Origin of the sequence: Acinetobacter sp. 2JN-4 (genome assembly GCF_003687745.1) — a bacterium.
In the GTDB taxonomy this organism is placed as follows: Bacteria; Pseudomonadota; Gammaproteobacteria; order Pseudomonadales; family Moraxellaceae; genus Acinetobacter; species Acinetobacter halotolerans.
Genome location: NZ_RDNY01000005.1, coordinates 55,608 through 80,086, shown reverse-complemented (window position 1 = coordinate 80,086; position 24,479 = coordinate 55,608). Strand labels below are relative to the sequence as shown.

The 24,479-nt window shown below is 42.1% G+C and carries 20 protein-coding genes and 2 tRNA genes; 10 read left to right on the top strand and 12 right to left on the bottom strand.

The annotated features are described in order from the left end of the window. Positions 1-265: 265 nt before the first annotated feature. Together EAH57_RS09000 and EAH57_RS08995 are read right to left on the bottom strand one after the other, a co-directional pair. On the bottom strand, positions 266-1,615 hold the full coding sequence (locus tag EAH57_RS09000; RefSeq protein ID WP_121929762.1) for an MATE family efflux transporter: 1,350 nt from the start codon (positions 1,613-1,615) through the stop codon (positions 266-268). A gap of 19 nt (positions 1,616-1,634) precedes the next feature. After that, a complete protein-coding gene (locus EAH57_RS08995) occupies positions 1,635-2,096 on the bottom strand; it encodes a DMT family transporter (RefSeq protein WP_121929761.1) in 462 nt (153 codons plus the stop codon). Between the two features lie 140 nt (positions 2,097-2,236). Between EAH57_RS08995 and hemW the strand changes: the two genes are divergently transcribed. Next, positions 2,237-3,391: a radical SAM family heme chaperone HemW gene (gene hemW, locus EAH57_RS08990; RefSeq protein WP_121929760.1), complete on the top strand. Its 1,155-nt coding sequence runs from the start codon at positions 2,237-2,239 to the stop codon at positions 3,389-3,391. A gap of 125 nt (positions 3,392-3,516) precedes the next feature. Here the strand turns inward: hemW and EAH57_RS08985 are convergent. From EAH57_RS08985 to EAH57_RS15965, 5 genes are all read right to left on the bottom strand, one after another. Further along, a tRNA-Lys gene (locus EAH57_RS08985) sits at positions 3,517-3,592 on the bottom strand. Between the two features lie 123 nt (positions 3,593-3,715). After that, a tRNA-Lys gene (locus tag EAH57_RS08980) sits at positions 3,716-3,791 on the bottom strand. A 215-nt stretch (positions 3,792-4,006) separates the two neighbouring features. After that, positions 4,007-5,848 carry a long-chain-acyl-CoA synthetase gene (locus EAH57_RS08975; RefSeq protein WP_121929759.1) on the bottom strand — a complete coding sequence of 614 codons (1,842 nt, stop codon included), beginning with the start codon at positions 5,846-5,848 and terminating at the stop codon, positions 4,007-4,009. 189 nt (positions 5,849-6,037) lie between these two features. Beyond that, positions 6,038-9,445 (bottom strand): Rne/Rng family ribonuclease, encoded by a 3,408-nt coding sequence (locus tag EAH57_RS08970; RefSeq protein WP_121929758.1) that lies wholly within the window; start codon positions 9,443-9,445, stop codon positions 6,038-6,040. 92 nt (positions 9,446-9,537) lie between these two features. Beyond that, positions 9,538-9,759, bottom strand: a complete 222-nt coding sequence (locus tag EAH57_RS15965; RefSeq protein ID WP_171407427.1) for a hypothetical protein — start codon at positions 9,757-9,759, stop codon at positions 9,538-9,540. A 474-nt stretch (positions 9,760-10,233) separates the two neighbouring features. On the opposite strand from EAH57_RS15965, the gene EAH57_RS08960 reads away from it, so the two are divergent. The 6 genes from EAH57_RS08960 (at position 10,234) to EAH57_RS08935 (ending at position 15,244) form a co-directional block, all read left to right on the top strand. Next, positions 10,234-11,166 carry an RluA family pseudouridine synthase gene (locus EAH57_RS08960; protein WP_121929757.1) on the top strand — a complete coding sequence of 311 codons (933 nt, stop codon included), beginning with the start codon at positions 10,234-10,236 and terminating at the stop codon, positions 11,164-11,166. A 20-nt stretch (positions 11,167-11,186) separates the two neighbouring features. Beyond that, positions 11,187-11,861 (top strand): HAD-IA family hydrolase, encoded by a 675-nt coding sequence (locus EAH57_RS08955; RefSeq protein WP_171407430.1) that lies wholly within the window; start codon positions 11,187-11,189, stop codon positions 11,859-11,861. A gap of 69 nt (positions 11,862-11,930) precedes the next feature. After that, complete coding sequence (locus EAH57_RS08950; RefSeq protein ID WP_121929755.1) at positions 11,931-12,629, top strand: helix-turn-helix transcriptional regulator; 699 nt, start codon at positions 11,931-11,933, stop codon at positions 12,627-12,629. Between the two features lie 51 nt (positions 12,630-12,680). After that, positions 12,681-13,289: a glutathione S-transferase family protein gene (locus EAH57_RS08945; RefSeq protein ID WP_005194913.1), complete on the top strand. Its 609-nt coding sequence runs from the start codon at positions 12,681-12,683 to the stop codon at positions 13,287-13,289. Positions 13,290-13,713: 424 nt separating this feature from the next. Next, on the top strand, positions 13,714-14,766 hold the full coding sequence (locus EAH57_RS08940; protein ID WP_121929754.1) for an MBL fold metallo-hydrolase: 1,053 nt from the start codon (positions 13,714-13,716) through the stop codon (positions 14,764-14,766). A gap of 46 nt (positions 14,767-14,812) precedes the next feature. Further along, positions 14,813-15,244: a GNAT family N-acetyltransferase gene (locus EAH57_RS08935; RefSeq protein ID WP_121929753.1), complete on the top strand. Its 432-nt coding sequence runs from the start codon at positions 14,813-14,815 to the stop codon at positions 15,242-15,244. 59 nt (positions 15,245-15,303) lie between these two features. On the opposite strand, the gene EAH57_RS08930 is transcribed toward EAH57_RS08935, so the two are convergent. Next, positions 15,304-16,824: a catalase gene (locus tag EAH57_RS08930; RefSeq protein WP_121929752.1), complete on the bottom strand. Its 1,521-nt coding sequence runs from the start codon at positions 16,822-16,824 to the stop codon at positions 15,304-15,306. A gap of 540 nt (positions 16,825-17,364) precedes the next feature. Between EAH57_RS08930 and EAH57_RS08925 the strand changes: the two genes are divergently transcribed. Further along, positions 17,365-17,814, top strand: coding sequence for a hypothetical protein (locus EAH57_RS08925; protein WP_121929751.1), 450 nt, complete (start codon positions 17,365-17,367; stop codon positions 17,812-17,814). Positions 17,815-17,891: 77 nt separating this feature from the next. Here EAH57_RS08925 and ptsP read toward each other — a convergent pair whose 3' ends face one another. Next, entirely contained in the window at positions 17,892-20,186 is a 2,295-nt protein-coding gene (gene ptsP, locus EAH57_RS08920) for a phosphoenolpyruvate--protein phosphotransferase (protein ID WP_121929750.1), read from the bottom strand. A gap of 92 nt (positions 20,187-20,278) precedes the next feature. Beyond that, positions 20,279-20,755 carry an RNA pyrophosphohydrolase gene (locus tag EAH57_RS08915; protein WP_004668505.1) on the bottom strand — a complete coding sequence of 159 codons (477 nt, stop codon included), beginning with the start codon at positions 20,753-20,755 and terminating at the stop codon, positions 20,279-20,281. A gap of 184 nt (positions 20,756-20,939) precedes the next feature. Between EAH57_RS08915 and EAH57_RS08910 the strand changes: the two genes are divergently transcribed. Beyond that, on the top strand, positions 20,940-21,590 hold the full coding sequence (locus tag EAH57_RS08910) for an HAD family hydrolase (RefSeq protein WP_121929749.1): 651 nt from the start codon (positions 20,940-20,942) through the stop codon (positions 21,588-21,590). On the opposite strand, the gene EAH57_RS08905 is transcribed toward EAH57_RS08910, so the two are convergent. Next, on the bottom strand, positions 21,587-22,444 hold the full coding sequence (locus EAH57_RS08905) for a LysR family transcriptional regulator (protein WP_121929748.1): 858 nt from the start codon (positions 22,442-22,444) through the stop codon (positions 21,587-21,589). The two genes, EAH57_RS08910 and EAH57_RS08905, sit on opposite strands and share 4 nt — an antisense overlap. 60 nt (positions 22,445-22,504) lie before the next feature. Next, the gene (locus EAH57_RS08900) at positions 22,505-22,720 is read right to left on the bottom strand and encodes a DUF2061 domain-containing protein (RefSeq protein ID WP_213071146.1); all 216 of its coding nucleotides are present in this window, start codon (positions 22,718-22,720) and stop codon (positions 22,505-22,507) included. A gap of 338 nt (positions 22,721-23,058) precedes the next feature. Between EAH57_RS08900 and leuC the strand changes: the two genes are divergently transcribed. Continuing rightward, the gene (gene leuC, locus EAH57_RS08895) at positions 23,059-24,477 is read left to right on the top strand and encodes a 3-isopropylmalate dehydratase large subunit (protein ID WP_121929746.1); all 1,419 of its coding nucleotides are present in this window, start codon (positions 23,059-23,061) and stop codon (positions 24,475-24,477) included. Positions 24,478-24,479: the final 2 nt, after the last annotated feature.

Below are 24,479 nucleotides of genomic sequence, written 5' to 3'. Positions count from 1 at the left end.
TGCACCTCATATGGTCAGGTTTGAAAGTGATCTCTTGATCATAGGTGACAAAACTTAAATTGCCTATAACAAAATGTTAAGTGATGTAAGTATTGAATCATGATGTGCTGAATAAGAAAAACCTGCATAGCTTCATTTTTTTGGGTGAAATCGAATGTAGTGTATAGGTAATGGCGGCATCCATGCCGCCTTCACGATCGCTGTTGCTGATTATGAAAAGTAGTTAATTTTTAAAGATATGTATGTAATATATGGTTTTTGAAATTTATGTGGAATTCGCTAGCCGTTTATTATTTAAATATAAACGTCCAATCAAGAAAACACAGGCTATGCTTAAGCCAATAATCAGTCCTAGCCAAACCCCTGCCACGCCCCAAGCGGTATAACGAGCCAAATATAAGCCGATAGGGAACGCAATCACCCAGTACGCCATCAAGGTAATCCACATCGGTGCTTGCGTGTCTTGCATGCCGCGTAAACAACCTGCTGCACTGACTTGCCACGCATCCATCAACTGATAAGCCATTGCAAACCAAAGTAAATACATCGCGACAGGAAACACATCTAAATCAGTGGTATAGACTGCTACGATATACGGCCGTGCAATCGCGATCAGGATCATAGTACATGCTGCAAAAAAGGTCGCACTCATCAGTCCAATTTTTTGAACTTGGCGCATGGCTTGCCAATTTTTCTCACCATAATACATCCCGACGCGAATGGTTAATGCGATCGCTAAGGACAATGGAATCATAAATAGGACTGAGGTGACTGAGATTGCAATCTGATGCGCTGCAATCGCATTTTCCCCTAAAGGACTTAATACCAGCGCACCTGTGCTAAAAATACTGACTTCAAAGAAAATAGCCAAACCAATCGGTAAGCCTAAGACTAAAATCCGTTTTGCCCATGCTGGATCAATTTTTTCCCATTTTGTAAAGATTGGAACGTGTTGGTAGGCTTTGGCTTTGGAAATATAAAGAGCTAAACTGATCAGCATCAACCATTGCAAAATTGCAGTGGCAAAGCCGCAGCCAGCGCTGCCTAATGCGGGGATTGGCCCAAAGCCATGCATAAAAATCAGATTTAACGGAATCAGCGCCACCAGTGCAACTAAGCTGATCACCGTGACTGGGCGGGGATGACCCAAAGCTTCTGAATAACTCCTTAGCGCAGCATACATCATCACTGCGGGCATACCGAAGCCAATAGCATGTAAAAATAAACTGGCCTTCGGTACGAGGCTTTCAGGTACCCCAAATACTGGTAATAACCACGGCAGCGCTTGCATAATTAACAGGGCAATTGTACCCAAAATAGCGGCAACCCATAACGATTGACGCGCAATAGTCGGGATTTTTTCAGGTGTTTTAGCCCCCCTCGCTTCTGCGACGAGTGGGGTGGTTGCGATCATAATCCCTGCAAATAACAGCATAACGGGCATCCACAAACCGACACCTACAGCGATGGCTGCAAGGTCAGCGGCAGATAAGTGCCCCGCCATAATGGTATCAATGAGGCCAAAGCCTGCCTGAGCAAACTGTGTCATTAAGATGGGTAACATTAAATGAAACAGATGTTTAAGTTCAAACCGTGCGCTGGTGATGTGGGACACTAAAAATACTCTTAAGGAATTAACGCTGTAACGTGAGTAAAACACCGATAAAAATCACGATACTGCCAAGGAGACGTTGCCAATTAATCGGCGTTTTATCTGTACCTAACCAACCAAAATGGTCTAATAACATTGAAATAACCATTTGTCCGAAGATGACCAGACCTGAAAATGTGAGAAATCCGAGTTTGGGAGCAGTATAAATGCTCATACTGATCGCATAAACCCCAAGAAATCCTCCAATCCACAAAAACCAAGGAATATGTGAAAGTTCACTTAAATCAGGTTTTGCTGCACTTTGAAAATAGACTAAAAATCCCAAGATCACTGTACCGACTAAAAATGACAGAAATGCAGCTTGGAGTGGAGAATGTAAATATTCTCTTAGTTGAGCATTAATCGCAGTTTGAAAAGCCATTGCCACACCGACACCTAAGGCAAGGGGGAGAAAAAGGAGCAATTGGCTAGAAATTTTCATCATATGATTGGTCTAATTGTTATTTATGCTGACAGTCTAACTGAATACAAACATGATGGTAAGTCAGTTGACATGTTTGAAGTCACAACAGAGTCTAAGGCAGTCGTGTTAAAATAATGAGGTTCTGTTATTGAGCCTGTACTTTGAGTCATATAAACCCAGCAAATATTCCACTTTCACTGTATATCCATATGCCTTGGTGCGTGCGTAAATGTCCTTATTGTGACTTTAATTCGCATGCGGTACCTGATGGACAACTGTCCATGGATTTAGAGCAGCAATACTTGGCTGCATTGGTGGCCGATTTTGAGACGCAGGTGGAAATGGCGCAAGGACGTGCAATTCATAGTGTATTCATTGGGGGAGGCACGCCATCTCTTATTTCTGCCCAAGGTTATACGTGGCTCTTTGATCAGCTCAAAGCACGTCTAAATTTTGAATTGGGTTGTGAAATTACTTTAGAAGCCAATCCTGGCACTGTTGAACATGATCCCTTTGCAGATTATTTAGCTGCTGGCATTAATCGTTTGTCGATTGGTGTGCAGAGTTTTGATACCGAACATTTACAACGCTTAGGACGGATTCATTCCGCCAACAATGCGCTTGATGCGATCAAGCAAGCTCGACAAGCGGGCTTTGAACGGGTCAACGTGGATTTGATGCACGGTTTGCCACAACAAACGCAAGAACAAGCTTTAATGGATCTTAGGCTTGCGGTGGAGCACGGCGCAACGCATATTAGTTGGTATCAACTGACCATTGAACCGAATACGGTTTTTTTCAGGACTCAGCCAGTATTACCCAAAGATGATGTTTTGGAATATATCCAAGAACACGGCGAGGCGTATTTAAAAGCCAATGGTTATCTCAATTATGAGGTGTCTGCATGGCGTAAAGAATTGCCATCGACGCATAACTTGAATTATTGGCAATTTGGGGACTATTTAGCGATTGGGGCAGGGGCGCATGGCAAAGTCACTTATCCTGATGGTGTTTATCGATTCCAAAAAACACGTTTGCCGAAAGATTATTTAGCTAAGGTTCCTGCCGACCATGTGCAAATGAAACGTATTGAAGCTGAGGAATTGCCGTTTGAGTTTATGATGAATGCCTTGCGTTTAAATGAAGGTGTAAATGCTGAGTTGTATGCGCAACGGACTGGACTGGATTTGGAGGATTTACACGAAATCTTAAATCAACTCCGTGACAAAAAGTTATTGGTTGCAGATCCTAATAAAATTGCTTGTACAGAACAAGGGCATATTTTCTTAAATTCGGTATTAGAAAAATTTTTATAAGGAGAGGATGGCTTTGAGTCAGGGACTTGAAGTCATTCAATATATTTTGTCATCGTTTAGACATATACAATTTATATGATACACAATAAAAAAACCTCATCAAAATGATGAGGTTTTTTAGAATTTGGTGGGTCGTCCGCGATTCGAACGCGGGACCAACGGATTAAAAGTCCGCTGCTCTACCAGCTGAGCTAACGACCCTGAGCGAGGATAAGTAAAACAGCGTTTTACCTGAGTGCAAGAGAAAATCTATGATTTTCTATGGCATTGAACCTCTTACAGGCATTTGTAAAATACATTTTACAAACTATCAAAACAAATAAGTGGTGGGTCGTCCGCGATTCGAACGCGGGACCAACGGATTAAAAGTCCGCTGCTCTACCAGCTGAGCTAACGACCCTGAGGAGTAAAAATTGATTATTAATCAATTTTTATGACGCAAGAATAAATCTATAACGTCATTCCAATCAGAGAGAAGTAAAACTTCTAAACACTGTATCGTTTTGATGCTGCGTATTCTAGCAACTTATTCAGCTAACACAAGAGGAAATTTAAAAACAGTCGCATGATTGTTTATAAAAAGCACGATTTCCTCTTGTTTAGCTAAAAAACACACTAGAAACGGTATTGATAACTCTGAATATTATCAAAGATTTCAGCATTTACATCACTATACTGCGTTGCGCCTGGTAATAAAACCAATAAACGCTCATCGGTTTTACTTGGATTAAAGCCATCATCTTTCAGCTTATTCTTTTGGTATTTAAAGGTACCTGTTGTTTCAACTTTAGCCTGTACACGTAGAAATACTGGAATTGCATACGCAGGTAAGCATTTTTTGAATACATCGACCATATCGGTGAGGTCGGATTCATTTAGCTTTTCACCATCTACAAGTGTGATGGCTGCCATACCTGCACGACCATTGGTATTTGGGATTTCTACCCCATACACCACTGCCTCGACAATTTTGCCATATTCGCAAACCATGTTTTCAACTTCAGTTGTAGACACATTTTCCCCCTTCCAACGGAAGGTATCTCCTAAACGGTCTACAAACTGCGCATGACGGAAGCCAATATCACGAACTAAATCGCCAGTATTGAAGTATGAATCGCCTTTGACGAAGACATCTTTCAAGATCACAGATTTGTTCTTTTCGGGATCCGTATAGCCATCAAATGGAGAGCGGCTGGTAATTTTACCAACGAGTAAACCAACGTCACCCGTCTTGACTTTCTTGCAGTAGCCTTTTTGGTCACGAACAAGTTCATTCTTTTCTTTGTCAAACTCAACAATCGCATAAGGCGTAGGAGAGAAGCCAACGGTATTGTCAAAGTTGAAAATGTTGCTAAAGCCAACATTACCTTCGCTTGATGCGTATAACTCAAGGACTTCTTCTACACCAAAGCGCTCTTTGAACTTGCTCCAAATGTTTGGACGCATACCGTTACCAATCATTTTGGTGACACGATGGTTGCGATCAAGTTCTGTGATAGGGGCATCCATGAGATATCGGCATAATTCACCAACATAACCAATCGCAGAAGCATTGAATTTTTGTACATCTTTCCAGAATGCACTGGTTGAGTATTTACGGCGTACCGCTAATGTTGCACCACCTGCAATCACACCACACCAGCACACCACCACACCAGTGGCATGGTAAAGCGGCAATGTTACATACATCACGTCATCTTTACCTAGATTGAGGATATGGCCATAGGTACCATAAGCTAGCGACCAGCGGCTATGGGTAAAAATTACTGCCTTAGGTAAGCCTGTTGTGCCTGAGGTGTAGATATAAAACAGACCATCTTTACCAGTTACGGTACGCGTGGTTGATGGATTGAATTTTGGAAATTGATCAATTTCTTGAGCGAGGTTGATATAGCCTTTAGGTGCTGTGCCTGCATCCTTGCGTGTTTCTTGATCCGCAAACCAATGAAAGCGATCTTGAGCAACCTTGAGATCTTGACGAGCTTCATCAATCGCAGCACGAACTTCTTCGCCTGCAATCACGGCGATTGGGTTGACTAAGTTGATGCTGTGCGCCAACACTTTACCAATTTGAGAGGTATTGACCAGTGCAATAGTCACCCCAATCTTTGCTAAAGCAACGATCGTGGCAATCAATTCAGGACGGTTTTCCACCATCACCGCGATGACATCACCTTTTTTTGCACCAAGCGATAAATAGTAATGTGCAATCTGGTTTGCCCATTCATTGAGTGCTTGGTAGCTGTAGCTTTGATCTTCAAATAATAACGCGATACCTTGCGGGTTACGTTTTACTGCTTTTTCAAAAGCGACCCCTAAGCCAGCTGGAGAAGTTGGCGTTCGCAAATATGCTTGTTTAAGACCATTCAGAATATGAGGTACTTTGGTGAGAAAGTTTGGAAGTCGAGTTGCGACATCACCAAGAGTAATAATATCGGTCTGCGTAGTTTGGCTCATATCAATCCTATTTATTTTTCGATCAATCCAAAGGTGGCTATCTGTGAGAACACAACCATTAACATCATTGTTAGTGATGTAGTTTTTAATCGCAAGTTCCTAGAGCAATCAACCTAATTTGACAAAATAACAAAAAAGCCTAGTCACCGAAATGACTAGGCTCTTGATTATTGAGTGCGATTTAGCAAATTATTCACTGCTAGGAACGCTCTTTTTCGGTGGACGTCCACGTGGGCGACGAGGGCGGTTAGATTTTTCTTTCTCGATTCTAGCCGCAGCCTCTTCTTCCGATTCTGGTGTTTCAGGATCTGAAGTTGGCTCACTTTTTTCGGCTGCTTGTGCTGGCTCTACAGTTTTCTCTACAGCAACTGCTTTTGATTTTGTAGCAGGTTGTTGTTTTTCAACTGTTTTAGCAGGAGTTTCTTCAGCTTGAGAAACTTCAGTTGTTGCTAGTTCTAGAGGTTGTTGCTCAGGTGTTGCTGCAACAGTTTCCTCAGCGATAGCAACAGCGGCTTCTGTTTCTTTCACTTCTTCTTGAACTTCCGTACTTTCCGCTGGAGCAGCAGCTTCTACTGGAGCTTGGGTCGCAGCAGAGCTTAAATGTGCTTCTTTGGCTTGTTCAGCAGCAAGTTTAGCTAAACGACGACGCTCACGAGGGTCATTTGCAACACGAATAGAAGATGCTTCCGGTGGCGTGAGTGCTAACACTGGCGCAGGTTCTGCTTCTTCGGTTGGTTTTTGGCTCGGAAGTTCAACGTCACGAGTGACTGGGCGTTTCTCCTCAGTTTCGGTTGTTTCAACCACGAGGCTGCTTGCATATTGTTCAGCGAACTTTTGTAAAGCGCGATTGAACGTCGTAATCAAACCAAATTGTTCAATTAAAATGGTGCAATCTTCACCATAAACATGACGAATCAAGCTGCTAAGTGTGTATTGTCCCAAGCTTGGAATTTGCGATGGGGCAATTTTCGGCACCGCTTTTTGGTTCGTTTGAGCTTTACGCTGCTGACGATGGCGCGAACGTGGATCATTTGCTGCACGTTTTGCTGGTGCTTGTACGACTTCAGCGACTGGTGTTTCTACAACCACTGGTTGTTCTGACACAGGTGCTGTCTTCGCAGTTTCAACCGCTGCTGCCACAGGTTGAGCTGGCTCTGCTTTTACTGCAGGAGCAACTTTCTGTTGTGGATTAAGTGCAACAATTTCACTTTGACCTTGATCAATGTTCACAATCAATGCTGTGTTCATTGGTTCAGTACGTGGCGCATCAATCACAGCAACTTTAACTTGTTGTGGATTCTCTGCTGCTGGAGCAGCAGGTGCTTCATTTAAAACACTTTGATCACGGTGACGATTTGGTCGATTTGGTCGTTGTTGATTGCGTTCACGACGTGGCAACGGTGTAGCATCATTTCCATGAGCAGCATCATTCTGCTGTTGTTGGTTTTGAGGCTCTTGTGGTTGCTGACGTTTTTGCTGGCGCTTCATCTCACGTTGTTCGTGACGCTGTTCTTGACGAGAGAGCTGTACGACTTCTTCATGCACAGGAGCAGACGCTTGTGGTTCATGTGCATGTACATGCACGTGTTGTTCGCGTTGCTCTTTGTGTTTACGCTTCTTCTGATTTTGCGATTGGTTTTGAGATGGATGTGGACGATGTGGTTTTTCGTCTTTATCAAAAGATTCGCGTGCTTCTTGTTTCACAGGCGGCTGTGACATATAAGCATTGTTGCTTACAGGTGCTGTTACCACTTCTGATGCAACAGGTGTTGGGATCGCGACTTGACCAAATTGGCCACGACTGATCGCACCATTGTTCACCATTTGTTCAATGCTTGCCGCAGCATTTTGTGCTGAACGAGACTGATCAGTCGTTTGTGCTTGTTTTTGAACAAATAAGTTCTCTAACCATGCACATGGACTCGTTGAAGTCTGTGGTTTTGCTTGTGTTTGTGATGGTTGTTGAGCGGCTTGCGTTTGGGCAGCTTTTTTCTGTGGTGCTGCTGTCTGGTTTTTGACAGGTGCAGCATGTTGGTGCTCAGCATCCTCTATATGCCATTCAGAAGATTCATAGCCCAGTTCTTTTTCACTTGAGCGAGTTGCTTCTGTACGTTCGTAGCTTGAAGGTGCAAAACCTTCTGGATTGAACTGGATTTGATAATGCGGTGTTTCTAAGTGTGGGTGAGGGAGGATCGTAACCCGCACATTTGAGGTTTGTTCGAGATAAACAAGGCTGTGACGCTTTTCATTCAAGAGGAATGCTGCGATTTCAACAGGCACTTCAACTTGAACTTCACCTTGACGTTCACGTAATGCAATTTCTTCAACTTTACGCATGATCGAAAGTGAAAGAGAACGTAAGTCACGAACCATACCCGTGCCATGACAGCGAGGGCAGACATAACCTGTTGCTTCTTCTAAAGACGGACGTAAGCGTTGGCGGCTCATTTCCATCAAACCGAAACGTGATAACTGACCGAACTGAATACGTGCGCGATCGCTTTGCGTTGCTTCACGGAGCTTAGCTTCAACCATACGTTGGTTGCGGTCTTTGGTCATGTCGATAAAATCGATCACCACCAATCCACCGATATCACGTAAACGCAATTGACGAGCGATTTCTTCCGCAGCTTCTAAGTTGGTATTTAAAGCAGTTTCTTCAACATCATGTCCGCGAGTAGATTTTGCAGAGTTGATATCAATCGAAACAAGCGCTTCTGTTTGGTCAATCACAATTGAACCGCCAGAAGGAAGTTTTACTTCACGTTCGTAAGCAGTTTGGATTTGGCTTTCGATACCAAAGTGAGCGAATAAAGGCTCATTCAAGGTATAGGTTTTCAATTTGTCGAGTTGACGTGGCATGACCGCTTTTACGAAGTTATATGCTTCGTTATACGCTTGTTCGCTATCAATTAAGATTTCTGAAACATCATCACGTAAGTAGTCACGGATTGCACGTGTGACCACACCCGCTTCTTGATGCACCAACATTGGCGATGGGCCAGTGCTTGAGGTGCTTTGAATTTGAGCCCAAAGGTCAAGCAAATGTTGCAAGTCGAGTTGCAGTTCTTCTTGAGTGCGTCCGATACCAGCAGTCCGTACAATCACGCTCATGCCGCGAGGAAGGTTTAATGATGCTAAAATTTCTTTCAGTTCTTCACGGACTGAACCTGAAATCTGACGGCTAATACCACCACCTTTCGGGTTGTTTGGCATTAATACTAAATAGCGACCAGCAAGTGAGATGAACGTTGAAAGTGCAGCACCTTTGTTGCCGCGTTCTTCTTTTTCAACTTGAACCAGTAACTCAGTTCCTTCGGTGATGAGTTCACGGATATTTGAGGTTTGGCGAGGGTCAGCTTTGAAATACGAGTTTGCAATTTCTCGCATTGATAAAAAGCCTTGACGCTGTGCGCCGTACTCGACGAAAACCGCTTCTAAAGACGGTTCAACACGAGTGACATGACCTTTATAGATATTTGATTTTTTCTGTTCACGAGTACGATTTTCTAAATCGAAATCGTAAAGACGATTATCAGTGATAAGTGCAACGCGAACTTCTTCGGCGTGGGTTGCATTAATCAACATACGTTTCATGGGTGTGACACCTAATAGTGATGCACACAAACAACGAGCTCAATACTTTTGAACAAACATCAAGTTGGCGCGATCAAGACTCAGAAGCAACTTTATATATGATGCTCTGAAACCACTGACTGTAATATCCAGTTTCGGGCTTTGATACGGTTCTTTCGATGTAAGCAATCCTGCTTCAATCTTGGAGCTATTGGTATTTCATCCATGTCATGCATCTGTGAAATACCACTAGACCCGATGTAATCAAAGTGTCCTGTACGCTTCACTGGCGGGTGAGCGGTGCATTGGATGGTGACTTTCATTGTCTTAAGCATTGAAGTCGATCCATCTGGAAGTCTCGATACGGAATGATCATCGTATCTGTGCTTGGCAGTTCCAATGCATCAACGCTTTAGCCTGAATGCGACATCAGGGAGCAAATTGTCTGATGTGGATCAGTTTACGTTTAATAACCAACAAATTTGCTGGCGACATATTTTTTATGAACAAACTGTATGTGCAGATGCACAATTAAACGCAACAGTTTGTCATTTTGCCGATATAATAAGCCTTCGGCGTCGGCATAATTCTTTAGGACCTATTCGAGCTATTGGTGAGTTTCTCATCTATTTGAAATTTTAACTAAATAAAATTTTCGATTTGACGCTCACTTACGAGGGTATCCGTGTGATGAATATACCAAACCTTGCGGCATCTGCCTATGGGCTAAGTTTAGGTTTCTTGTGAAATAACTTAGCTAAATGATCATTTTTTAATCATATTTAGTAAATCTTGGATTAATCGAGCGTATGAATTCTACACAGCAATGGCAAAGTGTCACTTGGTTTGAAGTGGATGAGCATCAATTAGGGCAGCGAATTGATAACTTTTTATTTACCCGATTGAAAGGTGTGCCAAAAAGTCGAATTTATCGTTTAATTCGCGAAGGGCAAGTTCGTATCAACAAAAAACGCGTGAAAGCAGAGACGCGTTTGGCGATTGGGGATCAAATTCGTGTCGCACCGATTCGCTATGAACAAAAAGATGAAAGCGATGTACCTGTGAGTGATGGTGTGGCGCAAAGCTTACTCAGTCGTGTCGTGTATGAAGATGAAGGACTGTTGGTGGTGAATAAGCCATCCGGTATCGCAGTACATGGTGGTAGTGGTGTTGCGTATGGCTTAATTGAGGCTTTACGTGCCGCGACGGGGAAAAAATATTTAGAGTTGATTCACCGTATTGACCGTGATACCTCTGGTTTGGTGATGATCAGTAAAAAGCGGAGTACCTTAAAACTGCTACAGGATTTACTGCGCGAGCACAAAATACAGAAAACCTATACTGCGATAGTAAAAGGGCAAGTCAGTTTGGATCAACAAATGATTGATGCACCTTTACTTCGCTATGAGCTTTCTAACGGTGAGCGTCGGGTTCGAGTCACCAAAGAGGGTAAACCGAGTAAAACAGAATGGAAGGTGGTAGAGCGCTTTAAGACAGCAACCCTGATCAATGCCTCACCTTTATCTGGTCGTACCCATCAAATTCGTGTGCATGGTTTAAGTATTGGTCATCCGCTGATTGGCGATGATAAATATGGACACAACACACCTTATGCGGGTCCAGAAGCAAGACGCTTGTGTTTACATGCGATGCGTTTGGAAATACCAAACTATCCAGTGATTGAAGCGCCGATGCCTGAGGATATGCAACAGGTTATAGACGAGTTGAGAAAAAAGCCTTGAGCCAAATTGATAAAATAGCAATCAGTCACAGCATTGAGCTGGTGATTTTTGATTGGGATGGCACTTTATTCGATTCCGTTGGGCAGATTGTGGCAAGCTTGCAGCATGCAGCACAACAATTCGAGCAACCGTTAACGGATGAAGCTGCGAAAAGTATTATTGGTTTAGGCTTGCCTGAAGTGATGCAAATCTTATTTCCTCAAGTGCCACATTTACAGCAAGATATTTTGCAATGCTATGCAGATCATTATGTTGCTAACTCTAAAGGTGATGCTTGGTTTAGTGGCGTTGCTGAATTACTCATGGATTTAAAGCAGCAAGGTTTGAAACTTGCGGTTGCCACAGGAAAAAGTCGGAAAGGTTTAGATCGTGTACTCAGTCAAACCAATAGCCATGATATTTTTGATATTACCCGTGCTGCCAGTGAAACCAAGTCCAAGCCAGATCCGTTGATGCTGCAAGAAATTCTTGCCGAAATGCAGGTGGATGCGGCACGTGCGATTATGGTGGGGGACACCAGTTATGATCTTGAGATGGCACAAAATCTGAATATGCATCGTATCGGTGTGAGTTACGGTGTGCATAGCATTGAAACTTTACAACGTTATCAACCTTTAACGATTGCTCATAATGTTCAGGAATTACAGGGTTACTTACAGCGTATCTTGCAGGTGAATGCTTTAACAGAAAGTTAAGCCATTTGAAAATGATAAAAAGATGGGGAAGTACGCTTTCCCATCAGCCATAATAAAAATAGGAAAACCATGAGTCGTTCAATTCGCCTGCTCAATCTTTTGCAACTGTTAAGAGAATATCGCTATCCTGTGACTGCACAGGTATTGGCTGAGCGCTTGCAGATCAGCCAACGTAGTATTTATCGTGACATTGAAAGTTTACGAGCACAAGGAGTCAATATAGAGGCTGCCGCTGGTTTGGGTTTTCAACTTAAAGAAAATTTCTTACTCCCGCCGATGACCTTAAATGAAACTGAAATAGAAGCGATTTTCTTGGCTTTAAATTGGTTGAATGACATTCCAGATCAAGCCTTAAAATCTGCATCAACTTCGGTGTTAGCTAAGTTAAATGCAGTATTACCTGAACATTGCCAGCATTTATTACAACAAACCACATTAAGAGCATTTAGTATTTGGTTGCCTGTCGATGAACAATGGGTTGAGCAAATACGTTTGGCGATTCGGCAACAAGTCAAAATTTCAATGAACTATGCGGATGAACAGCAACGAATAAGTGCTAGAACGGTATGGCCTTTTGCGTTGGGGTATTTTAATGACAAAATCGTTTTAGCTGCTTGGTGTGAGTTGCGCAATGATTTTCGAAATTTTCGGATTGATCGTATTCAACAATTAACCTTGAGTCAGGATGTGTACCCCCAATTTAAACAACAACTCTTTCAACAATGGTGGATAAAAGAAGTCTGCCATTCGACTACTGACAAAAACTGACAATCAAAACCATTACATTTAAATAAGACCAACAAACAAGGAAAAATGAAAATGACACTTAAACTTTATACCAATTCTCAATCTCGTGGTGTGGTGGTCGATTGGCTACTGATCGAACTTGGCATTGAATGTGAACGCATTGAAGTTGCCTTTGAAACGGAAATGAAAACGCCTGAATATTTAAAAATTAATCCCTTTGGCAAAGTTCCTGTTTTGGTTGATGATGGGGTTGTGATTTATGAGTTAGGCGCTATTTGTGCTTATTTGGCAGATAAGTTTATAGAAAAAGGTTTAGCGCCTGCATTGGATGATCCTCAGCGCGGTATTTATTATCGTTGGTTGATGTTTATTTCGGGACCGTGGGATGCTGCATCGACCAATAAAATGCTCGGTATAACTATAAAACCAGAACAGAAGATGTTTGTTGGATATGGTGACGATCAAGATGTTTATACTGCTTTTGTGCAGGGGTTAAGTGAAGCGGATCCATATTTATGTGGGGCTCAGTTTACTGCGGCGGATGTGATGGTCGCCGCGATGTTATTTTGGCAGTTAAAAATGAATGAAATAGAACCTCATCCTGCAATAGAGCGTTATTTAGAAAATGTCAGCCAACGACCAAGTTATCAACAGTTCGCTGCATTTTTTAGTAACGTATAAAAAATAGATTTCTTTCATCAATTCCCTTGCGAAACTTCAATCGTTCCTCATGCTCCCTATGGGAGAAATATAAAGAGGCTAAATAGTGATGAAACAGTTCTAATAAAATAAAGCAGAAAACAGTCGTATTAATCGGCTGTTTTTTTTTATTCATTTTAGGTTTTGGAAAAAATGGATTACGTCAGCTTACATAAATTAAGTAAACAATGAGGATCAGCAATAAAATTATATTGACTCGACTAGAGAAAATCAGCATAACTAAGAACCTTATGTGAGGATTGAAGTCGATGATTTGGATGAAATAAAATCCTTTAAAAATTATACAATCTATTGATTTGATAAAATTTAGATTGAAAGACTTCTTATCATTTAATACATATTCGCTGATGCCTCATGCGATTGGATTCCACCAAAGAAGACGTACATGAAAGATAAGCCGACATTAACCTATCAATTGCCGACACAATCTTGCTTGAGCCACACTTGGGAGAAACCTCCATTTCCACACGAGGCTTCTGAGCATTCTGGTATTGATCGTTTTTATAATCTAGAAAGACCTTTAGTATCGTTGGGTCGTAAAGCTTTATTTAAATGGCTTGCGACGCGTAAGTCTTTTACATGGCGTGTTGATCCTGCGCAAGAATTGAATCTGCGTAATCAGATGTTGGAATTGCCACAAAACCGTCCGCATGCAGATCTCAATGATTGGCAAATGTGGTTTATTGGTCATGCTACTGTTTTGATTCAAATCGGCCCTTATAATTTTTTGACCGATCCAGTTTGGTGTGAATATGCCAGCCCAAGACAAGGGCGAGGGCCGCAGCGTGTGTGTACCGCAGGCATAGCTTTAGAGCATTTGCCAACTATTCATGGGGTTTTGCTGAGTCATAATCATTATGATCACATGGACTTAGCAACTCTGGATTGGTTACATCAGAAGTTTGAAATGCCAATTTATACGGGTTTGGGCAATGGCTATTACATGCCGAAATACTTTCATGTCATTGAAATGGATTGGTGGCAGGAGATACCGTTTCATGATGAATTAAAGATCGCTTATACCCCTGCGCAGCATGCTTCTGGACGAGGATTTAGAGATCAAAATCGGGCGTTGTGGGGGGGCTTTTCACTTTTAGCTAAAACTGGGCATTGTTTCTTTGCTGGTGATTCTGGCTATGGGGGACACTTCAAACAAATTCATGAACGTTATGGTGATGCAAGAGTTGCATTATTGCCTATCGGTGCATATGAACCGCGTAAATTGATGCATTATGTGCATATGAATCCACAGGATGCATTCCACGCTCATTTAGATCTCCATGCCCACCGTTCTTTGGCGATTCATTATCGAACTTTTCAGTTGACGGATGAAGACCGTGATACGCCAGAAAATGAATTGATGCATGCAATGAAATCATCTTCAAGATTGATTAGTCCTTTTTATTGTATTCGTGAAGGGCATTTTATACGTGCTTAATACTTAAGCTAAATCTTGATTTGTTGTTTTTAAATGTGAAAAAACTATGGTCCTAGATGCTGTACATCCTGAAAACTATGCAGAACTACTAGCCGTTTGGGAGGATTCTGTTCGAGCAACACATGATTTTATTAGTGACGATGATATTGCCTTTTTTAAGCCAATCATTATGGAACAGGCTTTTCCAGCAGTCACTTTAAAGTGTATGAAAAGTGATACAGGTACGATTTTGGGCTTTGTTGGTGTGGCAGAGAAAAAGATTGAGATGTTGTTTATTCGAAACGCAGCACGAGGTCAAGGCATTGGCAAGCAGTTGTTATTTTATGCAGTTGAACAGCTTGGTGCGACTAACGTGGATGTCAATGAACAAAATCCACAGGCAGTTGGTTTCTATGAATGTTTAGGCTTTAAAGTCATTTCTCGTTCCCCACTGGACGGATTGGGCAAACCTTTCCCTATTTTGCATTTGAGTTTGTAGCTTTAAATTGTTTGGGTAAAAAAAGCCATCCGAGGATGGCTTTTTTTGTACTTCAAAAATTAAAGAAAGCTTGGTAAATGTCTCGCTGGATCGGTTGCACGTGCGGCTTGAGCATCAGCTACAGTTAAACCTAATGCTTGTGCGACACCTTCACCATAAGCGGGGTGACACGCATAGCAGTTACGAATATGGCGATATTTAATAAAGTCTAGTGCATCACCCATCGCGCCCGCTGTATTGTCAAACAACGCCTGTTGTTGCTCAGGTTCCATTAATTCAAATAGTGCGCGGGGTTGGCTAAAGTAGTCATTATCGTCTTCACGGAAATCCCAGAAATCAGCATCGCCATTGATTTTCAATGGTGGTTCTTTGTACTGCGCTTGTTCTTGCCATTGACCGAAACTATTCGGTTCGTAGTGTGGTAAAGCACCGTAATTGGCATCGGTACGCCCTTGACCATCACGGTGATTGCTGTGAACAGGGCAGCGTGCTGCGTTGACTGGAATTTGTTGATAATTCACACCTAAACGATAACGTTGGGCATCGGCATAGTTGAATAGACGTGCTTGTAACATCTTATCTGGTGAAACGCTAATGCCAGGAACGAGGTTGCTCGGTGCAAAGGCGGATTGTTCAACATCCAAGAAAAAGTTTTCTGAATTACGATTTAGCTCAAACTCCCCAACTTCGATGAGTGGATAGTCACCATGAGGCCAAACTTTGGTTAAATCAAATGGATGGTAGGGAACTTTTTCAGCATCTTGTTCAGGCATGATTTGTACACACAACGTCCATTTTGGATAGTCGCCACGTTCTATCGCATCAAATAAATCACGTTGATGGCTTTCACGATCTTGACCAACCAATTCACCTGCTTCTGCATCAGTGAGGTTTTTGATGCCTTGTTGTGTTCTAAAGTGGAATTTTACCCAGTAGCGCTCATTGGCTGCGTTAATAAAACTATAGGTGTGGCTACTAAAGCCATGCATATGACGATAGCTGGCAGGAATTCCTCGGTCTGACATTACAATAGTCACTTGATGCAGTGCTTCTGGCAGTAAAGTCCAAAAATCCCAGTTATTGGTTGCACTACGCAGATTTGTTTTAGGGTCGCGTTTCACTGCTTTATTTAAATCTGGGAATTTACGTGGGTCACGTAAAAAGAACACAGGTGTGTTATTCCCGACCATATCCCAGTTGCCTTCTTCAGTATAAAACTTAAGGGCAAAACCGCGAATATCACGTTCCGCATCAGCAGCACCACGCTCACCAGCAACGGTGGTAAAACGGGCGAACATTTCAGTTTTTTTGCCGATTTCACTAAAAATTTTAGCGCGAGTGTATTGGGTAATATCATGGGTGACCGTAAATGTACCAAATGCACCTGAACCTTTGGCATGCATACGACGCTCAGGAATCACTTCACGCACAAAATTGGCAAGTTTTTCATTTAGCCACAAGTCTTGGGCAAGGAGTGGTCCTCGAGCGCCCGCAGTTAAACTATTTTGGTTGTCAACGACGGGCGCACCAAAGTCTGTTGTAAGTTGGCTATAAGGACATTTTTTGTCATCTTGGCTCATGTTTCTTCTCCATCAGGGTGATCTGAAATCAGCCTGACTATTAGACCGTTATGAAAGTTGGACCGTTACAGCCTAATCATGGCTCGATTGGGTATCGTGATAGATGCCTAAATAATATTTACCATAATTAGGTGCAGCCTTTGTACTTTTACTCTAGGTGGATAAAACTCTTTTTTCCAATGGATTAAAGTTGATGTCTTAAATGCTTTATTCGATTGAAGCTGTTTAAATCTTAAACTTTAACTTAATTCATGTTGATATATGAATTGTTAAGAAAGTTAAAAAATATTTAAAAAATAGATGTTTATTCTATATTTTTCTGGGATGGTAGCGGTCAGAATGAAAAACTGCTTGCATGAAGACAGCATGAATGTATTTAGACGTTGTAGCGCAAATACATGTTGGTGTTGTGTAAATAAGGTGATTTAGCAACTTCAATTGATATGGAATTTATAAGCTTAAATGCTAGAAATATGTAAGTGAAAATGAATTGATTTTATTTCATGGTATTTTTGAGTCTAACTGTTTTGGGATAGAAAAATGAAAAAAATTGCTTATGGCTTAGGTTTGTCAGTGACTCTTCTGGCTGGTTGTAGCTCAGTTGCTCCCCATAGTGGCTTGAAAACCACTCAATCAAATACAGTAACGGTCGAATTTGTTGGAAATAATATCTATAGCGTGCCGCAACAGCAGGGTACAGTCAGTTTATATGCGTTGGAAACAGGTTTGGCCGATGCGCCTGCGACCTTAATTCAACAAAAGCAAGTTCAGGTTTCTCAAGTTCCGTTTACTGTGAATTTTACAGTGCCAGCAGATCATAAAAAGCTGATTCAACCGACGGTCCGCGGAGACGCTGAGATTACTTATTACGTGACATGGGAATCGGCTACTCAGAATTTGACAGGAAAAGATGCGATTGTGATTGACTACGACCGAAAATTCCCTCGTGTTAAACTGGGAAGCGGCAAGCAACAGATTTATTTAAAATAATAATATCTAACAAGAAAGGGTGACGCTCAGAAGAGGATCACCCTTTTATTCATGTTGATTCGCTAGCATTCTCTGTTCTAGGCGTTGACCAAACGATTTGATTTAACCATATCCGCTAAACCATGTGTTCTAAAATAATGCTCTAGCCAGCTCTTAATCAGCAGTGGATTATTCATACGTAAGACTTCATCTAATAGCCGTTTTGCATCACTCATTGGAATATGACAAATCGCCTTTCGGACCCTTAAAATATTACTTGAGCTCATAGAAAGAGTATCGAAGCCCATTGCCATCAACAGAATTGCGGACAAGGGATCACCTGCCATTTCCCCACAAATACTGATCGGTTTTTGATACTTATGGCAATCTTGTACCAGTTGTCGCAGTGCGCGTAAAACCGAGGGGTGTAGATGTGAGTAGACATTGGCCACATGCGGGTTATTACGATCGACAGCCAATAAATATTGCGTTAAATCATTTGAACCCACAGAAAAGAAATCAACCAGTTCCGAAAACTCATCAATTTGAAACAGCACGCTTGGCACTTCAACCATAATGCCGAGTTTGGGTTTGGTGATTTTGACTTGCTCTTCTTCTTGAACTGCAATCCAGTCACGTTCAAATAAGTACAGCACTTCTTCAACTTCACTGACACTGGTCACCATTGGCAGCAAGATATGTAAATTATTTAAACCAATACTGGCTTTTAGCATCGCACGGATTTGTGCAGAAAAAATCTCAGGATGATCCAGCGTAAAGCGCAAGCCACGCCAGCCCAATGCGGAGTTCTCTTCTTCAATACTAAAATACGGCAGATCTTTATCCGCACCAATATCCAGTGTTCGCATAATCACAGGCTTATTGGCGAAATGACTGAGTTGTTGGCGGTAAATCGCACGTTGTTCTTCTTCACCTGGGAAGCGTTCACGCAGCATAAATGGAATTTCACTACGATATAGCCCGACACCTTTGGCACCGCGTTGTACCCCACGCACCACATCAATCATTAAACCGGTATTGACGAACAAGGGGATCGCGACGCCATCGGGTGTGATCGCATCTTTGGTCTCATACTGCTTTAAATCTTTGGCAATTTGTTCTTCTTCTTTTTGGACTTCTTTATAACGTTGGCGTAATCGACGTGGTGGATTGACGAAGATCCGTCCTTGATAAGCATCGACAATCATCTCAATATCATCAAGCGTGGTAATCGGTAACTCGGTTACGCCCACAACTGTTGGAATCCCGAGTGCACGTGCCACAATCACCATATGTGAATTGGCTGCACCTTCGGAGGTCACAATCGCCGCAATATTATCAACAGGAAGTTCAACGAGCGCTGCGGTACTGATTTCTTCACCGATGAGGATGCTATCAGGACTAAGCTCACGATGACTGGTATCATTTTCCTGCAAGCAAGCGAGAATTCGACGACCTAAGTCTTTAAGGTCGGAAACTCGTTCTCGTAGGTAGTCATCTTCCATTTGTGCAAAGAGGGCGATGTGTTTATCAATCACCTTCCGCACCGCGCCTTGTGCCCAACTTCCTGAGCGAATATGGTCTTTAATTTCACTTGGCAGTGCATTTTCATCTAACATCCGTAAGAACACGCTAAATAAAGCACGCTCTTCCGACATGAGGGAATCTTGCATTTTTTCATCTAAGGACTGAATTTCTATACGAACTGAAGCAATCGCTTGATCGAGTAATTCTAATTCATCGCTAATGTCTTCAGCTTCGCGATCTGGAATCACGGCTAAATCAGCAGGGGGATAAAGTACAATCGCACGACCTAAGGCGATACCACCCGCACCCGACACCCCCTGAAAGGTCTTATAGGTAGAGCCGCCGTTGGGTTTGCGGAAAACGTCAATATTCCCTACGGCATGGGCATGCGCGATCACACCAGACAGTTGTGCGCATAGCGTGACCAGAAAGGATTCAGCCGCTTCACTAAAGTCTTGTGATTCCTTATTTTGGACCACCAAAACACCCATAACCTTACGGCGATACATCACGGGTACGCCAAGGAATGAGTTAAATAATTCTTCACCTGTTTCAGGCAAATAAGCAAAGCGTTCATGTTTCGGCGCATTGTCTAAGTTGACAATTTCTTCGCGTTGACCGACTAAACCGACCAAACCTGTACCGACACTTAAAGATACTTGTCCAACGGATTCAGGGTTTAAACCTTTTGAGGCCATCAACACATAACGACGATTACGCTCATCTAAAAGGTAAATAGAGCATACATCCACGTGCATCGCTTCAGCCACATGATTGACCATAATGTCCAAAGAGTCATGCAAACTGACGGACGCATTGATTTCTTGCACAATGCGTCTGAGGGTGTCGAGTTGCATGTTTGACATGGATGTTTACTCCAATTTATAAATCGTTATATGCCTATTTATAACAGCTCTCTTGTTTAAAATCATTGCTTAAAATGATGATTCTATAACAATTAACGCTGAGGTAATTGTATGCACAATTCCATCATGGCTTTACGGTAAACATCACGTTTGAAGTTGACCACTTGACCCAATGGATACCAGTAACTCACCCATTGCCATTCATCGAACTCGGGTGGGTCTGATAGGTTTAACTGAATATGATGGGGCGAAGCCGTTAATTTCAGTAAAAACCACTTTTGCTTTTGTCCAATACATATCGGATCTGAATCTGACCGAATGTACCGATGTGGCAAACGATAACGCAGCCAACCTTTAGTTTGCGCTATAATTTGGACGTGTTCGGGCAATAAACCGACTTCTTCTCTCAGTTCACGGTAAAGTGCCTGCTCAGGGGTTTCTCCAAACTGGATACCTCCTTGTGGAAATTGCCAAGCATTGTGACCAATGCGTTTTGCCCATAAGACGTGTCCGTCATCGTTTGCCAAAATGATCCCGACGTTGGGTCGGAAACCTTCTGAGTCGATCATTTGGCTACCTAAATTTTGTCTATATCGTTGACTTTGATATCGGGGACAGTCACGCTTGCACGTCCAACTCGAAAAAGATCAAAGTAAAATGTTTAAAATTGCTATGATCTTAACGAATTTTTAGTGACTTACGGAAATAGATTTACGTTTTTTTTCTTTAATTTGCATTTAAATGAGCATTTATATGAAATTGGCTTTGTTTGATTTAGATCACACCCTGTTAAATACCGATTCTGACCATTCGTGGGGTGAATTTTTGGTCAATGAAGCTTTGGTCGATCCAGTTCATCATCGTCAAATGAATGACAAGTTTTATGAAGACTATAAAGCAGGGCAACTTGATCCGATTGCTTATAATGAATTTGTTTTTGAGTTTTTGACCAAACATGACAATGCCTATTTAACGGAACTTCATCAGTTATTTATGCAAAAAGTGATTCGTCCACAAATGCGCCCTAAAGGTTTTGAGGCAATTCAACGACATCAAGCGTTGGGGCATGCGATTGTGGGAATTACCGCGACCAGTGATTTTATTACAGCACCGATTTTTCGTGAATTTGGCATTACTGAAATTATTGCCACCAATGCTGAAGTGATTGCAGACAAATATACGGGTAAAGTAACGGGTGTGCCATGCTATCAAAAAGGCAAGCTGGTGCGATTGGATCAATGGTTAGCAGGTCGTGAGGTCCATGAATCTTGGGCTTATTCAGATTCGATTAATGACCGTTTCTTATTGGAATATGCAACCCATGCCATTGCGGTGAATCCAGATGACCGCTTAGAAACACTCGCTCAAGAACAAGCGTGGGAAATCCAAGACTGGTCGATTTAAGTCATCATATTAATCAACTCTTCAGCAGCTTTAGACTGAATGCGGGCAGGGTGCCATACCATGCCCAATTGGCGCTGCATATCCAGATTTAGATCTAATTGTTTTAAATCATGATTGAGCAATGTCTTTGGTAACACTGACCAACCTAAGCCAATCGAAACCAACATTCTGATGGATTCTAACGGGTTATTGCTCATGCTGATCTTAGGCTTTAAGCCTTTTTTCTCGAATTCAGCCAGAGTGATTTGACTGGTATAAGTGTGCGCTGCTGGAAGTAAGCTTGGGTAGGCAATTAGGTCTTCGAGCTTCAGGTTTTGTTGTTGTGCTAAAGGATGAAAGGGCGATGCGACAAAAACCAAAGGATCATTCCAAATCGTCACATAGCGAAGACGATCATCCCCAACTGGTGGCAAGGTCAAAAATGCAAGCTCTAACTCTCCAGCGAGTACGTGCTCATGCGCTTGTTCAGAATCGACAAAATGAACATCTAAAGTGACTTTCGGAAAATGTTGCACAAAGTTTTTGAGTGGTTCTGCTAGATGATGCAAGCCGATGTGATGGCTGGTCCCGATTTTTAAACGACCTTGTACCTGCGCTTGCTCATGGCTTAAAGTATGATGAATCTCGCCAAGTTCATTGAGCCAACCTCTTACTTTAGGCAACAGTGAGTGTGCAGCATAGGTGGGTTGTATTCCCCGTCCTGCGGATTCAAATAGCTTGACATCAAAATACTCTTCTAAGCTATGAATCCGTTTGGTGACCGCAGGTTGTGTTATAAATAATTGTTCTGCCGCGATAGAAATAGAACCAGTTTCCATCACTTTTACAAATGCTTCAAATGCAGCAAGGTTCATAGGGATGTATCCAAGAACATTTTAAAAATTTAACCCAGATCTTGATTTACTTCATGCCATTTAACTAAAACGACTCCACACTTTTTCATGAAAGAAAAAAGCAAAAGCCTGTACAGTGGGTTCAAGTAAGCTCAAGGTTGCGGAAACGAGTAAGTTTCCAGTAATCGCATAGGCGACTAGCATAGCAACACTAATATGTAAGATGTAGTAACTCAAGGTCTTTTTGAGCGTCCGTTGATTGTTTATTACGAATTGTTGAATATTCGCCATTGCCATCACCATCGTAAATTTTAATTATTTAAATAATAATCATTATCACTTGTAATGTAAAAAAGAAATTTTGATTGCTGGTGATTGGATTTATGAATAACTGATTTGTGTATCAATAAAATAAGTTGAAAAATAAGCTTTAATTTTTTGAAAAAAGGTATCTGTTTGATTTAGGATTCTTTTCCTTGGCGAGAGGTAGATTGATTGTTGAGGTTATAAAGTATTATTCCAAAAAGTTTGTTAATTTATAAAAATGATAAATTAGTTTTATGTAAAACGATTGTTATAATCAGTCTAAGATTAAATTACCCAGTCCTATGACAAGCACGATGGAGAGCGACGACATGGCAGGCAAAACATTGTATGACAAATTATGGGATGACCATTTAGTAACGCAACGTGATGATGGTTCATGCTTAATTTACATTGATCGTCACTTATTGCATGAAGTCACCAGTCCTCAAGCCTTTGAGGGTTTACAGCTTGCTGGGCGTCAACCATGGCGTTTAAGTGCCAATGTCGCAACACCTGACCATAACGTTCCAACCTCTAAAAAAGAGCGTGAACAGGGGATTGCAGGAATTGAAGACGAAACCTCTCGTATCCAAGTGCAAACCTTAGACGATAACTGTAAAACATTTAATATCGTTGAGTTTGGGATTAATGACATTCGCCAAGGGATTGCGCATGTTGTAGGTCCAGAGCAAGGTTTAACTTTACCGGGTATGACCGTGGTTTGTGGTGACTCGCATACGGCAACGCATGGCGCTTTTGGTTGTTTGGCACATGGGATTGGGACATCAGAAGTTGAACATGTATTGGCAACACAATGCTTAGTACAGAAAAAATCTAAAAATATGTTAGTCCGTGTGGATGGTGTATTGGGCAAAGGCGTGACATCGAAAGATGTGGTTTTGGCCATCATCGGCAAGATTGGTACGGCTGGTGGTACAGGTTATGCAATCGAGTTTGGCGGACAAGTGTTCCGTGATATGTCGATTGAAGGCCGTATGACAGTTTGCAATATGGCGATTGAAGCGGGTGCGCGTGTGGGTATGGTTGCAGTGGATGACAAGACTATTGCCTACGTGAAGGATCGTAACTATGCACCTAAAGGCCAGCAGTGGGAACAAGCGGTAGAATATTGGAATACTTTACATTCTGATGAAGACGCTGAGTTTGATGCGGTCGTTGTATTGAATGGCGCAGAGATCGAGCCGCAAGTGTCTTGGGGAACCTCTCCAGAAATGGTAATCCCAGTTACGCAAGCAGTACCGACTTTAGAACAAGCCAAAGATGATGTACAACGTAATGATTGGACACGCGCTTATCAATATATGGGCTTAAACGCGGGGCAGGCTTTGTCTGATATCCAATTGGATCGTGTCTTTATTGGTTCATGTACCAACTCACGTATTGAAGATATTCGTGCCGCTGCCGAAGTCGTGAAAGGTCGTAAGGTGGCTTCAAGCATTAAACAGGCGATGATCGTTCCAGGTTCTGGTTTGGTAAAACAGCAGGCAGAGCAAGAAGGTTTGGATCAAATTTTCTTGGAAGCAGGTTTTGAATGGCGTGAACCGGGTTGCTCAATGTGTTTGGCGATGAATGCTGATAAGTTACAATCAGGTGAGCATTGTGCATCAACCTCAAATCGTAACTTTGAAGGTCGTCAGGGCAATGGTGGGCGTACCCATTTAGTCAGTCCAGCGATGGCAGCTGCGGCAGCGATTGCAGGTCACTTCGTTGATGTTCGTTCATTCTAAGG

Bases quoted from the DNA above. Each gene is read 5' to 3' on its own strand.
- EAH57_RS08995 (WP_121929761.1), bottom strand. From the start codon at position 2,096: ATGATGAAAATTTCTAGCCAATTGCTCCTTTTTCTCCCCCTTGCCTTA.
- EAH57_RS08975 (WP_121929759.1), bottom strand. From the start codon at position 5,848: ATGAGCCAAACTACGCAGACCGATATTATTACTCTTGGTGATGTCGCA.
- EAH57_RS08970 (WP_121929758.1), bottom strand. From the start codon at position 9,445: ATGAAACGTATGTTGATTAATGCAACCCACGCCGAAGAAGTTCGCGTT.
- EAH57_RS15965 (WP_171407427.1), bottom strand. From the start codon at position 9,759: ATGCTTAAGACAATGAAAGTCACCATCCAATGCACCGCTCACCCGCCA.
- EAH57_RS08960 (WP_121929757.1), top strand. From the start codon at position 10,234: ATGAATTCTACACAGCAATGGCAAAGTGTCACTTGGTTTGAAGTGGAT.
- EAH57_RS08950 (WP_121929755.1), top strand. From the start codon at position 11,931: ATGAGTCGTTCAATTCGCCTGCTCAATCTTTTGCAACTGTTAAGAGAA.
- EAH57_RS08945 (WP_005194913.1), top strand. From the start codon at position 12,681: ATGACACTTAAACTTTATACCAATTCTCAATCTCGTGGTGTGGTGGTC.
- EAH57_RS08940 (WP_121929754.1), top strand. From the start codon at position 13,714: ATGAAAGATAAGCCGACATTAACCTATCAATTGCCGACACAATCTTGC.
- EAH57_RS08935 (WP_121929753.1), top strand. From the start codon at position 14,813: ATGGTCCTAGATGCTGTACATCCTGAAAACTATGCAGAACTACTAGCC.
- EAH57_RS08930 (WP_121929752.1), bottom strand. From the start codon at position 16,824: ATGAGCCAAGATGACAAAAAATGTCCTTATAGCCAACTTACAACAGAC.
- EAH57_RS08925 (WP_121929751.1), top strand. From the start codon at position 17,365: ATGAAAAAAATTGCTTATGGCTTAGGTTTGTCAGTGACTCTTCTGGCT.
- ptsP (WP_121929750.1), bottom strand. From the start codon at position 20,186: ATGTCAAACATGCAACTCGACACCCTCAGACGCATTGTGCAAGAAATC.
- EAH57_RS08915 (WP_004668505.1), bottom strand. From the start codon at position 20,755: ATGATCGACTCAGAAGGTTTCCGACCCAACGTCGGGATCATTTTGGCA.
- EAH57_RS08910 (WP_121929749.1), top strand. From the start codon at position 20,940: ATGAAATTGGCTTTGTTTGATTTAGATCACACCCTGTTAAATACCGAT.
- EAH57_RS08905 (WP_121929748.1), bottom strand. From the start codon at position 22,444: ATGAACCTTGCTGCATTTGAAGCATTTGTAAAAGTGATGGAAACTGGT.
- EAH57_RS08900 (WP_213071146.1), bottom strand. From the start codon at position 22,720: ATGGCAATGGCGAATATTCAACAATTCGTAATAAACAATCAACGGACG.
- leuC (WP_121929746.1), top strand. From the start codon at position 23,059: ATGGCAGGCAAAACATTGTATGACAAATTATGGGATGACCATTTAGTA.